The organism is Lachnoclostridium sp. Marseille-P6806, from assembly GCF_900625025.1.
In the GTDB taxonomy this organism is placed as follows: domain Bacteria; phylum Bacillota; class Clostridia; order Lachnospirales; family Lachnospiraceae; genus CAG-791.
Map to the genome: position 1 here is coordinate 350,675 of NZ_LR130574.1, position 13,430 is coordinate 364,104.

Annotated in this window: 10 protein-coding genes and 1 tRNA gene; 2 read left to right on the forward strand and 9 right to left on the reverse strand. The window is 58.3% G+C overall.

Annotated elements, in window-relative coordinates; genetic code table 11:
• Positions 1 to 46: 46 nt before the first annotated feature.
• The 3 genes from E0E20_RS01495 to E0E20_RS01505 form a co-directional block, all read right to left on the reverse strand.
• Positions 47 to 3,142, reverse strand: coding sequence for a tetratricopeptide repeat protein (locus E0E20_RS01495; protein ID WP_130836297.1), 3,096 nt, complete (start codon positions 3,140 to 3,142; stop codon positions 47 to 49).
• Positions 3,143 to 3,331: 189 nt separating this feature from the next.
• Positions 3,332 to 4,207: a 16S rRNA (adenine(1518)-N(6)/adenine(1519)-N(6))-dimethyltransferase RsmA gene (gene rsmA / locus E0E20_RS01500; RefSeq protein ID WP_442911467.1), complete on the reverse strand. Its 876-nt coding sequence runs from the start codon at positions 4,205 to 4,207 to the stop codon at positions 3,332 to 3,334.
• The gene (locus E0E20_RS01505) at positions 4,200 to 5,003 is read right to left on the reverse strand and encodes a TatD family hydrolase (RefSeq protein ID WP_130836299.1); all 804 of its coding nucleotides are present in this window, start codon (positions 5,001 to 5,003) and stop codon (positions 4,200 to 4,202) included. Before E0E20_RS01505 ends, rsmA begins: the two co-directional genes overlap by 8 nt.
• A gap of 225 nt (positions 5,004 to 5,228) precedes the next feature.
• Here E0E20_RS01505 and E0E20_RS01510 point away from each other — a divergent pair.
• Positions 5,229 to 5,301 (forward strand) — tRNA-Lys (locus E0E20_RS01510).
• 340 nt (positions 5,302 to 5,641) lie between these two features.
• On the opposite strand, the gene E0E20_RS01515 is transcribed toward E0E20_RS01510, so the two are convergent.
• Complete coding sequence (locus E0E20_RS01515; RefSeq protein ID WP_130836300.1) at positions 5,642 to 7,240, reverse strand: helicase HerA-like domain-containing protein; 1,599 nt, start codon at positions 7,238 to 7,240, stop codon at positions 5,642 to 5,644.
• A gap of 204 nt (positions 7,241 to 7,444) precedes the next feature.
• Between E0E20_RS01515 and E0E20_RS01520 the strand changes: the two genes are divergently transcribed.
• On the forward strand, positions 7,445 to 8,491 hold the full coding sequence (locus tag E0E20_RS01520) for a hypothetical protein (RefSeq protein WP_130836301.1): 1,047 nt from the start codon (positions 7,445 to 7,447) through the stop codon (positions 8,489 to 8,491).
• A gap of 11 nt (positions 8,492 to 8,502) precedes the next feature.
• Here E0E20_RS01520 and E0E20_RS01525 read toward each other — a convergent pair whose 3' ends face one another.
• The 5 genes from E0E20_RS01525 to sufU form a co-directional block, all read right to left on the reverse strand.
• Positions 8,503 to 9,150, reverse strand: coding sequence for a response regulator transcription factor (locus E0E20_RS01525; RefSeq protein WP_130836302.1), 648 nt, complete (start codon positions 9,148 to 9,150; stop codon positions 8,503 to 8,505).
• Between the two features lie 151 nt (positions 9,151 to 9,301).
• A complete protein-coding gene (locus tag E0E20_RS01530; protein WP_130836303.1) occupies positions 9,302 to 10,570 on the reverse strand; it encodes a hypothetical protein in 1,269 nt (422 codons plus the stop codon).
• Complete coding sequence (locus E0E20_RS01535) at positions 10,558 to 12,240, reverse strand: cell division protein ZapB (protein ID WP_130836304.1); 1,683 nt, start codon at positions 12,238 to 12,240, stop codon at positions 10,558 to 10,560. The genes E0E20_RS01530 and E0E20_RS01535 overlap by 13 nt, the downstream gene beginning before the upstream one ends.
• Positions 12,241 to 12,266: 26 nt before the next feature.
• A complete protein-coding gene (locus tag E0E20_RS01540; RefSeq protein WP_130836305.1) occupies positions 12,267 to 12,821 on the reverse strand; it encodes a TetR/AcrR family transcriptional regulator C-terminal domain-containing protein in 555 nt (184 codons plus the stop codon).
• Between the two features lie 39 nt (positions 12,822 to 12,860).
• The gene (sufU, locus tag E0E20_RS01545) at positions 12,861 to 13,397 is read right to left on the reverse strand and encodes a Fe-S cluster assembly sulfur transfer protein SufU (RefSeq protein ID WP_130836306.1); all 537 of its coding nucleotides are present in this window, start codon (positions 13,395 to 13,397) and stop codon (positions 12,861 to 12,863) included.
• Positions 13,398 to 13,430: the final 33 nt, after the last annotated feature.

Consider the following 13,430-nt stretch of genomic DNA (forward strand, 5'->3'; position numbering starts at 1 on the left):
CGAAATTTCCTGTCTGCTCTACGAAAATCCTTATCTACGAAAGCCCTTATCTGCGGAAATCCTTATCGCGAAGAATGATGCGATCCTCGCTGTCATAGCGTTTCCGCAGAACCGAGTCCATAAAATGTCCCGCCGTTTTTCTCTCCGCGGAAGTCACAGCGCTGTCAATCAGCTCCCGCAGCTCTTCCACCGTGACCCGGTGCGTCTCCGTCTGCAGGCCGGCGATTTGATCCTCCAGCGCGCCGCGGCCGCTCTCATCCATCACACAGTCCTGCCGCTCGGCGTAGCGCTCGGCATAACGCATCAGTTCCTCAATCGACAGCGGACGGATGTCCACCCGGGTTGTAAAGATGTTTTTCAGCTCCTCCTCGTACTCGCCCCAGAAACGGTCCATATTTTTACGCGTATCCGTCAACAGGACGATCGCGCCGTGATCCTCCTTTTCGAGCGCCGCATTCAGCGCCTCCACGGTCTCTCTCGTCATCGTTGACGCATGATCGACAATAAGTCCGCCGTTCTCAAGCCGCGCAAGATACGCCGTCGGACCCTTGCGATTGAGGCTCGAGCCCGTGGTTACGGCCACCTTGCCGGAAAAATTGATGTCCGTCATATGCACGTTGCGCAGCAGCGCCTTGGCAAGGTCGGTCGCTCCGTTCTCTTCATCGCCGGTGATCACGACATTCCCGGTATAGGAAGCAAGACTGATGGAATCAATGGTCTCAAGAAGTTGCTCCCTGGTATTCTTCTCATGAAGAAACGGCGTGAACAGCTTTCTCTGCTCCGGCGTCATATTCCTGATACGCTCCGACGCCGAACCGGCCCGCCTCGCCTGCTGCCGGCGGTCCTCACGGCTCTCCGGCTGCTCCCTGCGGCGCAGCTCTTCTGTGCGGGGAGCTCCCTCCTGATAATGAGCCTTCTGATAATGAGACTTCTCCTGTCTCACCGGCGGCTCCTCTTCCTGACCGTGCGGCGTCTCTCCGGACGCATCCTGAACCGTCTCCTGTGCAGCCTCCCGCCCTTCCTCCGCCAGCACGGCGGGTCCGCGGTCCTCCTCCATGATGATCTTCTGGAGTTCGGCCGTCTCCATGTTTTCTCTGGCCGCATTCGCGGCCCGCACTGCCGAAGCCTCCGCCAGCCCCGCGTCGAGTTCGGCATCGCGTCTGGCGCGCTCCGCCCTCATGCGCTCTGCCCGTTTCTGTGCCTCGGCCTCCTCCTCGCGCCGGCGGTTCTCCTCTGCCTCCCGCTCTTTCTCTTCGACGAGCCGTCTCGCCTCCGCTTCGACCTCTGCCCGGTGAGCCGCCTCTTCCTCTGTCCGGCGCGCCGCCTCCGCTGCGGCCTGCTGTCTGGCAAGCTGCTCGTTATTCTCAAATTCAAGCCGGACCAGCTCGGCGATTTCCTGCGTCTCCGAAAGCTTTTCCTCTGTATGCTTCTGCGCCGCTTCCGCGCCGCTCTCATTCTCATCCACGTCCGGCTCTTCGATGTTCTCCTCCGGCTCACCGGCGCCGCTGTCGTCGCCCGGTTCTTTGCCGTCTGCATATTCCTCTGCGAAAAGCGCCTCCTCTTCCTCCTGTCCCGCGTCTCGCAGGGGCTGGCGGGACGGGGCGGCAAGAGCCCTCTCCACACTGGATCCGATCCATGTTCTCGTCGAGGCATCAGCGCTTTCATCCAGAACCAGCGTATCCTGCAGACTGGACTCCGGGAGGCCGCCGTCCTGCTGCCCCGCCGGCTCATTCGCCTGCTTTGCCAGCGCGACGGCGAGCTTCTCCTGCCCTGTCATGCCGTCAGAGAGGCGTCCCTTGGGCGCGGACTCGCGGAGTCTCTCCTGTCTCGCCTCTTCATAGGCGCGGAGCGCCTCCTCATCCTCTGCCTCCGCCGGTTCCGTCTCCGGAAGCTGCCTCTCTTCTGCGGACGGCTCTGGAACCTCCGGCACGTCCGGACGGGATATTACATTTCTTCCGTCGATCCCGAGACGCATGGAATACTGACCATCCGTCTCCTGCGCCAGATCCGCCTCGTAAGCGGCGCCGCGCCCTGCCCCGGCACGCACAGCCCGGCGCTCCCGGACCTCCTGCCGTGCACGCTCAAACTCCTCGCGCGCTTCCGGCGCATTCTCCTCCTCTTCCGGAAGATCAAAGCCGCCGCGCCGATCCTGCCCGGCCCGTCTCTGCGGTTCTCCGCCGTTCACGGCCTCTTCGATCCCGTCGCTGTCCAGCTCGTCCGTCTCACGGGTCATGATATCCCTCAGCCCGTCCGCCACCTCGCGCTGGAGATCCACCGTATTTACAAGCTGCTCATCCATCCCCCTGATCCGGATCTCATCCGATCCGCCGGGATTCATCGTGATCGGCTCGGTATCGGCGATCCCGGTCATCCGCGCCGCGCGGTCGACCAGTGCGTCCATATCCGTCTCCGGATTCCGCCTGCCCGCCGTGCGTCTTCCACTGCGGGAATCCTTTTCCGAAAGCCCTCTCTCCGAAAACGGTGCCTCGGAAGCCGCCTCCGCGAGAGGCTGCGTATTCTGGCGCGCGATGCTCGTCGTAAGCTGACGGTAAATTTCTTTCTGTTCCGCCGTGAGGCTGGCATATTTCTGCTTTAACTGAATCGCCTTTTTCTGGTAGGCCGGCTTGCCTCTTTCAATGAGCTTGTCGCACTGCGCCGCGCAGTCCTGATAACGCCCCTGCTCCTCATAGAGCTTCGCCAGCTCGAGTACCCACTTGTCGCGAAACGAATGACGCTCCAGATCCTTGAGCACCGCAATCCGCTCGTCCAGACTGACATTCTGAAGCTGGTAGAGCTGATACTGCAACACAAAACGGCTGGGATCCATGGGAGCCAGTCTCGTAAATTCGTTATAAAGCTGCAGCGCGGAAAGCATCTGCTTCTGACGGATCAGGAGATCGCAGAGCGCATAGACGATCTTCGGATTATCCGGCTGGCGGTTGTACGCCTGCACCAGAACCGCGTAGCTCTGCTCGATTCTGCCGTTGATCTTATACAGATCACTGATCATGCAGAGCGTTTTTACACTTTTGACATGATTCCAATCTATGGTATCGGCGATTTCCACGGCCTGCACAAAATCGCGCCTGCCGATCAGCGCCTGAATGTCCTCCAGACAGATCCTGTATTCGTATTTATCCACTGCGTTTCTCCCCGGCTACGCATTTCCTGCGCGGTTGAACGGTATTTGCCTGTCAATTCGCCTCGCGGAGCACCTCCGGCAAGGCCGGCGCAGACTCCCGATATTTATATCAGTCTATCATATCCATAATCTATGTGTCAAAATTCCGGAAGCCCTTTTTGCCTCGAAAAACCGCGCAAAATCGCGCTTTTACGTCATTTTCCAAAGAGTCCTCGAAAGGACGGCAAACTGCTCGAGCGAAAGTTTTTCCCCTCGGATATCTGCCGGAAGACCGACCTCTGCGAGAGCGGAAGCAACCTGCTCTCTCGTGACCGTTTTCCCGCAGATTGCTGCGAGCCCTCCCGCCACGCCGTTTGCCAGCGTCTTCCGGCGCTGATTAAAGGAGGCGCGGATCACCGCGAACAAAAACTTCTCATCCGCCTGCACCGGGGGCTCCGTTCTCGCCCGGAGGCACATCACGCTGCTGTCCACTCCGGGCCGCGGAATAAAGCAGGAGGGCGGCACCGCCGCGACGATCTCCGGCTCGCTGTAATAACGCACCGCCAGCGTGATCGCGCCGTAATCCCGGGAGCCCGGCGCTGCGCAGATACGCTCCGCCACTTCTTTCTGCACCATGACGGTGATACTCTCAAAGCATCCGCGGTTTTCAAGGAGCTTCATCAGAATCGGCGTCGTGACATAGTAGGGGAGATTTGCCACCACCTTCATCGGCCGTCCCCCGTTATATTTTCCCGCTGCGGCGCGCAGATCGACGCGAAGAACATCGCCCCATATGATATCCACATTGCCGCGGCCCTGCAGCACCTCCGCGAGCACGGGGCGCAGCGTCTCATCGATCTCGACGCACACCACCTGCTTTGCCGCGTCGGCAAGCATGCCGGTCATGGAGCCGATGCCCGGCCCGATCTCCAGAACACAATCCTTTTCCGTAATCTGCGAGGCGTCAATGATCTTCTGCACGATATTGACATCAATAAGAAAATTCTGCCCGAATTTTTTCTTAGCGCGCAGATTGAACTGATTGAGGATCCGGAGCGTCTCTCCGGGTGTGCAGACATTAGTCAAGGCCATATAATCTCTCCGCGTTCTTCTCCGTCACCCGGATCACCTCTTCCAGCGAAATCTCTTTCAACTCCGCGATTTTCGCTGTCACAAGCGGCAGCAGCAGGGAGCTGTTCCTCTCCCCCCGGTGCGGCTCCGGCGCCATATAGGGACAGTCCGTCTCCAGCACAAGGCTCCCGAGAGGAATGTCCTGCACCACCTCCCGGAGCTTTCTGGCATTCTTAAAGGTGACAACGCCTCCGATTCCGATAAAATATCCCATCCGGACGTATTCCCGCGCCTGCTCCGGACTGTATGAATAGCAGTGGACAACACCCTGCGGGCGACTGCCGTCATCCGTGCTTTCCCGGGGCACTCCCCCGCCGCGGCGGTGCTCACGCAGAATCTCCATGGTATCCTGCGCCGCGTCCCTCGAATGGATGACAACGGGGAGATCCAGACGCGCCGCCAGCGCAAGCTGCGCCCGGAACCATTTTTTCTGCGTCTCCCGGTCCGGCTCGTCCCAATGATAATCAAGGCCGATCTCGCCGACCGCCACCGCTTTCGGCTGTGAAAGAAGCTCTTCCATGTGCGCCAGCGTCTCTTCGGTCATTTCCGCGCACTCCGAGGGGTGCACGCCGACCGTGGCATAAAGCTGCGGATGAGTCTGCGCCAACCGAAGCGTCCCGTCAAGACCGGAGACCGACGCCGAAACCTCGACGGCCCGACCGACGCCTGCCTTACAGAAACCTGCCAGCAGCGCTTCACGATCCTCATCAAAGACCGGATCACTGTAATGCGTATGCGTATCAAATATCACAACTATCCTCCATGCCGAAGCGTTCCCAAGCAAGCCGCGCGCGGGCGGTATAATAAGCGGTACGACAGCTCATTTTACCAGAAATGACGGCCTCATGCGCATTTTACGGCAATTTTGCCGGATTTCGCCATCTGTGATTTTTTTGCAAATTTTATGCTTGCCAAACAGAGGCGGGTTCGCTATAATACACCTTGCGTCCGGCGTTTGGAGCCGTGATTTGAATATGCGCCTTTAGCTCAGCTGGTAGAGCACCTGACTCTTAATCAGGGTGTCCAGGGTTCGAGTCCCTGAAGGCGCACGAGGGGGCATCGTTTTTGCAGACTGCTGCGGGGACGGTGTTCTTTTTATGTCTGATAAACCAAGAGTGCGAAAATACCTGCTCAAAAGCCGCACACACGCTCTGAAATGATTTCGCGCGGGAACCGGACGCAAAATCCGGTTCCCGCGCGAAGTCAAATCCCCCGTAGCAAGCCACAAGGCATCATCCAGCTTGTTTCTGATTGCAACTTTCAAATCATACTCATCTCAGATCTTCTCAAAATCAACACCTGATTGTTCCCTGATCTTTGCGTTCAATTCCCTCCATTCATTCCCTCTGTAATCAGATCGCACATCAGGTCTCATATCATGACTCGATTTCAAAGCCGGAACAGCGTGCTCAGAATCCCGCGCCCGAGGCTCGCGCCGAGATTTCCTCCGAGCGTCTTGCCGAACGAGCCGAATTTCTTTCCCATCTGCTTGCCGACTTCACGTCCCACCGTGCCCGTAACCGAGCTTGCGATGTTCTTGGCCGCCCGCTTTTTCGCGGTCTGTCCTTTCTTTTCCTCCCGTTCCTCGTCCCGCTTTTTCTTTTCCTCTTTCTTGGCCGCTGCTGCGGCCTCCTGCTTTCTCTGCTTCTCCGCCGCCTGTTCGGCTGCCGCGCGCTCGGCCTCCGCCGCCTCCAGCGCGCCCTTTCTCTGCAGCAGCTCGTAGGCGGACTCCGGATCGACGGGGCTTGCATACTTGCTGTACAGAATGCTTCCCCGGATCACACCCTCTCTCGCCTGCTCATCGACCGGCCCGATCTGAGACTGGGGCGGGAAGACTGCAATCTTCTCGGAAATTCCCGGCATCCCCTGTTCGTCGAGGAACGAAACGACCGCTTCGCCCGTGCCGAGCGTCAGAATCGTCTCATAGCTGTCAAACGACGGGTTCTCACGGAAAGATTCCGCCGCGGCCCTGACCGTTTTTTTCTCCGCCGGCGTATAGGCTCTCAGCCCGTGCTCGATCCGGTTGCCGAGCTGCGCCAGAACATCATCCGGAATGTCGCGCGGGTTCTGCGTCGCAAAATAAATTCCCACACCCTTGGAGCGGATCAGCTTCACCACCTGAATGATCTTCTGGAGAAGCTCCTTTGACGCGTCATGAAACAGAAGATGCGCCTCATCAAAGAAAAATACCATTTTGGGCTTATCGAGATCCCCCACCTCCGGGAGCGTCTCAAACAGCTCCGAAAGCATCCAGAGCAGGAACGTGGCATATAATGCCGGCGAGCTGATCAGGCTCTCGGAATCCAGCACATGGATCATTCCCCGTCCGTCTGCTCCCAGCGCGAACCAGTCGGTGATGCTCAGCGCCGGCTCCCCGAAAAACCGGTCGCCGCCATCCATCTCCAGTCTTGTGACCGCACGCATGATCGCCGCCACGGAGGCGCCGGAAATGTTTCCGTAATCCGCCCGGTAATCCTGCGCATTCTCGCTGATGTAATTCAGCATCGCTTTCAGATCTTTCGTATCAATCAACAGAAGATTCCCGTCGTCCGCAATTCTGAACGCAATCGCGAGAATCTGGGACTGAATGTCATTCAGACCGAGAATACGCGCCAGCAGAAGCGGCCCCATTTCCGAGATCGTCGTGCGCAGCGGCATCCCCATCTTCCCGTAGATATCCCAGAACGCCACCGGGTAGGCGCGGCGGACAAACTCCGTCTCCGAAAGGCCGAAGCGCTCCATGCGCGCCCGAAGATCCCCGGTGTCCGCTCCGGGTCTGATCATTCCCGCAAGATCCCCTTTCACGTCCGCAAGGAACACCGGAACCCCCAGATCGCTGAAAGACTCCGCCAGAACCTTTACCGTAACGGTTTTCCCGGTTCCGGTCGCTCCCGCGATCAGGCCGTGCCGGTTCGCCATGCGTGGAAGAATCCCGATTTCTCTGCCATCCTCTGTTTTTCCTGCCAGAATCATACCGTTCTTTAACATAAAATTCCTCCATGCCGAAGCGCTTCCCAGCGAGGCGCGTGCCGCCTGCACTCTGCTCCGGCTTACCCATTGCTGTGATTATAACATCAGACAGGGGACATTTCCCTCTTTTTGTGTGTTTTGCCCCCCGGCTTTTATCGCTAGAATCAGAGATATACAATAGACAGGTACCGCAGAGCAGCAGATGCAGAACGGAGCGCCATCGTGAATACCTATTCCATAACCAAAGCAATGATCGAATCCGCCGTGGATCACGGCATCCGGAGCATGGAGGAGGATCCCGGCCGCAGCATCCGCCGCCTGTGCGATCTGGGCAAGCAGTTCTCAAAAAACCGATTCCAGAATGATGTGTTTGACGTCATGCAGGAGGTTCTGTCCAACGAGAACAGCAGCTACTATGACCTCGTTGACAACACGCTGCGGAATGTCGATCACAGCGCCATCCGCATATTCGGAATGGGCTTCGGTTATTCCTCATGGGTTTACGGCGGACGCATCATCCGCCGGCTGGAGCAGGCCGAAGGCATCGCCCTCCCTCTCACGCCCATCCTGCGCTATCAGCCGGGTCTCTCCGACGGAACTTCCCCCGAGGATATCGCACGCCTCATTCACGACGGCATGGAGCTGGGGATTTATTCGTGGTTCATCCGCGAAGTCGGACCGGCCGCAGAGAGCTATGAGCTGATCGACATTTTCCGTTCCTATCCCGACTGCAGCTTTGTCTATCTGCGCCCCACCGGCCGCCTCACCGCGGCGCAGGTCCAGATGCTGCGGCAGTGCCGGAACCTGATGGTCGCACTTCCCTCCACAGACCTCGAGACCGCGCTGACCGCGCTTCTCCTGCGCGATCAGAAAATTCTGTTCTCCATATCCAGTCCCTACGGCAAAAATACAGGCCGCCTCGATTTCGAAACTTCGATGAGGCATGTGATCGGAACAGAAGCGCCGATCTTTCTGCCCGTGGCGGAGGACGGCACGCCGCAGGAGGATATTGATGCCTCCGAAAAGCTCTGCTATCAGTCCCGCCTCGATCAGAAATATCCCACCTGCATCATTGATTTCTACGGCGACACCGCAGGACTCACAAATCGCATCGCGGGGCACCGGGAGCTTCTTGAGATCAGCGAGGACAGACGTGTTCTCCGTCCTTTTGCCGCCGCAGGGCGGCGCTTTCCGCTCGAGCTTCCGCTCCTTGAGGCGCTGCGGCAGGTAATGCCGGCGCTGGATGCCTCCCTCCTGACAGAGGCTTGAAGCGCGCCCCTCTATTCTTCCCTGCCGTCGATATTTTCCCCGCCGATAACGAGCCCGCTCACCCTCGCCCTGATCGAGAGCTCCGTCCGGTTCCGCAGCCCTGTTTTCTGCAGCATATGAGAAATATGGCTCTTCACGGTCGAGATATCGACGCACAGCTTCTCAGCGATCTCGCCGTTCGAGGCCCCGGTCGTCATTTCCCGGAGAACCTCAATTTCCCTCTCCGTCAGCTCACTGCTCCTCGCACAGCCCAGCATCAACTCCGGAGGGCAATCCGGATAAACCGATTCTCCTGCCATCGTCCGGTCCATCACCTCCAGCAGCGGCTCCGCGCTGACCTCCTTGTACCAGAAGCTGTCCACGCCGGCCTCTCTCGCCCGCCGGATATAAGACACCTCGGGCATGGAGGTCACGATGATGATCTTCGTCTCCGGACTCACTTTTTTGATGCGCTTCGCTTCGTCAATTCCGTTCGAGCCGTCGCCCATCACCACATCCATCAGAATCAGATCAACCTTATATTTTGTACAGTAAATATTGGTCACACCCGCCGTATCCAGCGAAAACAGCAGACGATAGCGCTCTGACGAGCCGATGATCAGTTCAAACAGACGTCTTGGAATTTTCTGATCATCCACCACAATTACCTGATAAGCCATACTAATCCCTCATGCCGAAGCGTTTCCAGCGAGACACGAGCCGTAAAAACGCTCTGCGCCGGCAGTTTTACGGCTGCGATAGAGGCAATTTGAGCTTCAGCGCAAATTGCCGTGTAAAAATCAGCGCACCAGCGTGATTTTTACACTATTCTCACCCATCCCGGGGCAGAAAAAGCCTCAGCACAAATCTCGGCTGACTCTCCACCTGCATCGCTCCTCCGGCCGCCTCTACTGCGGCGCGGAGATTGCCCAGTCCTCCTCCCTCCCGGATCTCCTGCTCCGGCGGCGCGCCGCCATTCATAAACGTCACAAGATATCGTTTTTCCTCACGGCGGACATGGATGTTCAGCCGGTCGCCGGCCGCATGGCGGAACGTATTGGTGATGCACTCGCCCATCGCCACCCGCATAATGCGCATCCATACGGGTTCTTCCGGCAGCTCTCCGACACAGCGGATGCTGACCCCGATATCCTCCGCCGCACGGAAGATGGAACGGTAGCCGCTCTCCTGTTCTCCTCCGTCGTCCGACCGCAGCAGACGGAACTCGCTGACCCACAGCTTCCGGATCAGCTCTGCGTCCTCCCCGTATTCAGCCTCCTGCAACAGATACCGGCGGGTTGCGAGCAGAATATTGCCCAGATTGTCATGAATCTCTATTTTTGCGCGGAGCGTCTCTTTCTCAATTGTCAGCCGGCCGATATCCTCACTGAAACGCCGGAGCCGCTTCCGTATCTTTTCCAGCTCCTCATTCTGCTCTCTCCGCTTCTGCTGCAGCTCCTGCTCTCTTGTGACGTCAGACGCGATGAGCTCATAGATGCGCCGTCCCTCCAGCGCCCGTTCCGCGCGGGCAAAAAGAAACACCCTGCCATCCGGCAGCGGAAGAAGCAGGCGTCCGCCATCCCGGACGCTGCGGCTTCTCACCACATCCCAGAACAGCTCGCCGTCGGCAAGCGTCTTTCCCGTAAGGCTCCGGCAGATTTCCTCCATCCGCCCGTTGACCATCTTGGTGCGTCCCCCCGCCCAGTAATAGCAAAGGCCCGTGGGCAGAATATCCACGGCCTCCTTGACCGAAGCCGGGTCAATATGCCTCTGCTGCCACCGCACAGTCTCCCAGAGAGAAACCGCCTGATACAGCGAGAGAAAAAGAAACGCCGCAAGCGCTCCGGAAACCGGAAGCGTCCCGATGGCCGCCGCGAGAGGCCGATACTGCGGCACCCCTTGCCGCGCGCGGGAGAGCAGAATCAGAAGCTCCCCCAGAAAGCAGGACAGCAAAAGAGGAAGCACGGCGGCCGCCACACGCAGAGCCCGGCGCTTCTGCTGAATGCAGCAGAGGATCATATAGAATCCGGAAAAGCCAAGGAGCACCGCCCAGAGCATGAGAAAGCCGTCTCCCAGCGGGCGAAGATTTACGAGACGCATATCCCGCCTCCCTCCTGCACCGCCCGGTGCGGAAGACGAAGCCGGACATACAGCGTGTCCTCCTCCCGGCCCGCCAGCACAATTCCTCCAGGAACGCCGCAGCAAAGCAGCTCCTCGGGCGGCTCTCCCCTTTCATACTCCCGCAGGCCGAGCTCCAGCCGCAGGCTGAGCCCATCGTCCCCGCCGAGCACCGCAAACGCGGCCGAGAGGCAGAACATATACCTCTCGATCACCTGCTCGAAAAATTCATAGCAAAGCAGAATGTCTCCGGCCGACTCCATCTGCTCTCCGTCCGCCCGCACATCGCAGACCGCTCCGGTCAGCGCGAGGCTCTCCATGGACTCCCGCAGCGCGTAATACAGCTCCTGTGTGCTGAGCCTGCCATCGTCTCTGGGAAGGAGCTGCAGATTGGCCCGCCGCTTGACATAGGTTCCCAGAATCATTGCCGCTTTGAGCTGCCCGCGAAAGGCCTCTCCGCTTTCCGCCGGAGCAGAGAACAGAGTCTCAATCCTGTCTCTTCTGCTCTGCGTCACCCGCTCGATCTCCCCCAGTATCCGCGCCTGCGTCTCATTGCGGAGGCGCTGCTCTTTCAGACGGTTCTCCGCCTCTGCCAGCACATTTTCCTCCGCAAGACGCTGCCCTGATTCCATGAGCTGTTCATTAATCCTCGCGATATTCGAGATATCGTCAATCCAGCTCACCGTGCCGCCGCGTATCCTGCGCCTCTGCAGCCGTTCCCCCGCGCCGGCCCCCTCTTTTTCCTCATCGTCGTGCAGAGCGGCCGCCTGCGAGCGGAGCACCGCACGGCCGTCTTTCCCGCGGATCACCGCACGGATCCCGGCAATATCAAACAGCTCGCCGTAGCCCGAGTTTGACGGTACCAGTCCGATCTGTATACAGCTCTCCCACATCACGGCGAACGTGAAGCAGAACAGCTCCTGCATATGAAACAGTTTCCGGCCGCCGACGCGAAGAAATCCCCCGGCCAGAGGGCTCCGCATGGCCAGCACAAAAATCATCCCGACCGGAAGCATCGGGATCCACGAAAATTTCCGGCACTGCACAAGGCGGCAGCGCTCAAGGATGACAAGGAGGGAAAATACCTCCGTCAGTATGATCCAGAGCATGACCGGGCCGTACAGAACCCCTCCGCGGTACTCATTGTACCAGTTCCGGAAGCCGTTATAAAAAACAAACATTTTCTGGTGTGCATCATTGAGGAGAATAACGACGATCAGAAAAAGATCAAGAAAGGCAGAAAAAACACAGAAACAGCGCAGAAAGCGGTCAAAGCGGGCATCTCCCCTGCCTCCGATCCGGTATGCCGCAAAGGCGGACAGCAGCGGGATCAGCAGATACGGAATATAGTCCGCATACCAGAGATACCGGGGGAGCACCCTCAGGTTCACAAAAAAGATATCACGGGACATCCGGAGAAGAAACAGAAGAAACATGAGCCCCGAGACCGCAAGCAGGCAACGGCGCACGCCGGTCATGATGATGCGCCTCTGCAGTGTAAGAGCCCATGCAATGACAAGACAGCCGAAAACGGCATCGGAAACCCGTGGAAAAAGCAGAGCGTTCCGAAGCCGCGAGGCCGCAGCCCCGAGACAAAATACCAGCAGAAAGCTCCCGATGACCCGTCTGCTCCTCCGGCTGATATAACCCATCCATCCCCCTCCTGCCGCCGAAACGGTTACGGGTGTATATCCATGCCCCCTCCATGCACCGCCATCCGGAATACGATGTCTTTCAGCTTCTCCATGTATTCTCCCGCGTCCAGCTCCCTGTCATAGCCGCCGGAGAGCCAGCGGATAAGAGACCGCAGCAGCGCATCAATGATAAAGGTCAGATAAAAATTTTCCTCATTCCCCTCGGGCAGAAGATCCTTCATGAAAAATTCCGCGATCGGCCACGTCGTCTCGACGAGATAATCCTGAAAGGAATTCTGCCCCTCAATCTGCAGGGCGCAGCGGTAAAACACCCGCTCCCGGTAAAAATATTCACAGATATCCGTCAGCCAGTCCCAGCCGTTCCGGTAAGAGGACAGATCCATCTCCCCGATGAAGCCGACATAGAATATCCAGTTCACCAGATCGTACTTGTCCCGGAAGTGATAGTAAAAGCTCTTGCGGTTGATCCCGCAGTCGTTGCAGATATCCGACACACTGATCTTCTCAAAAGGCCGCTCGCTCATCAGCTTCTTCATCGATTCGGCCAATGCATTTTTCGTGATATTAGAATCTGACATTCCGCCTCACCCTGCCCTGCCGGAACGGTTCTCCTCTCATCAGGCCTTGCAGCAGCCGCTGGAACAGCCGGGCTTGCAGATCGCGGCCGCATTCGACGAACAGACGCCGCACCCCGTCTCAGGGGACTCCGCAGCCGCTCCCTCCTCCGCATTCAGCTTCCCGATCATCTCGGACATCGTGCGCCATCCCAGAACCGCGCACTTGACGCGGGCCGGCATATGGGCAATGTTCTGAAGCGCCGCCGACTCGTCCAGCGTCTCGATCTGCTCTCCGGTCGCGTTCCCCTTGATCATTCCCATGAAATTTCCAGCGAGCTCCAACGCTTTTTCCTTGCTTTCGCCGATGATCAGATCGCACATCATGTCGGCAGAGGCCTGCGAAATCGCGCAGCCGCTCCCACCAAACGCCGCATCCTCGATGATGCCGTCCTTTACGATAAGCTGAAGATGAATATCATCGCCGCAGCTCGGATTCACACCCTCGAGCACGATCGTCGGGGACGCCAGCTCCTTTTTGTGCGAGGGATGGAGATTATGCTCGTTGACAATTTCCCGATACAGTTGCTTCAGTTCCATAAAATCAACCCCGCGGCCCGAAAAGCCGCTCTC

Excerpts from the sequence above, each read along its gene's own strand:
- E0E20_RS01515 (WP_130836300.1), bottom strand. The coding sequence starts at position 7,240 with ATGTTAAAGAACGGTATGATTCTGGCAGGAAAAACAGAGGATGGCAGA.
- E0E20_RS01525 (WP_130836302.1), bottom strand. The coding sequence starts at position 9,150 with ATGGCTTATCAGGTAATTGTGGTGGATGATCAGAAAATTCCAAGACGT.
- E0E20_RS01530 (WP_130836303.1), bottom strand. The coding sequence starts at position 10,570 with ATGCGTCTCGTAAATCTTCGCCCGCTGGGAGACGGCTTTCTCATGCTC.
- E0E20_RS01535 (WP_130836304.1), bottom strand. The coding sequence starts at position 12,240 with ATGGGTTATATCAGCCGGAGGAGCAGACGGGTCATCGGGAGCTTTCTG.
- E0E20_RS01540 (WP_130836305.1), bottom strand. The coding sequence starts at position 12,821 with ATGTCAGATTCTAATATCACGAAAAATGCATTGGCCGAATCGATGAAG.
- sufU (WP_130836306.1), bottom strand. The coding sequence starts at position 13,397 with ATGGAACTGAAGCAACTGTATCGGGAAATTGTCAACGAGCATAATCTC.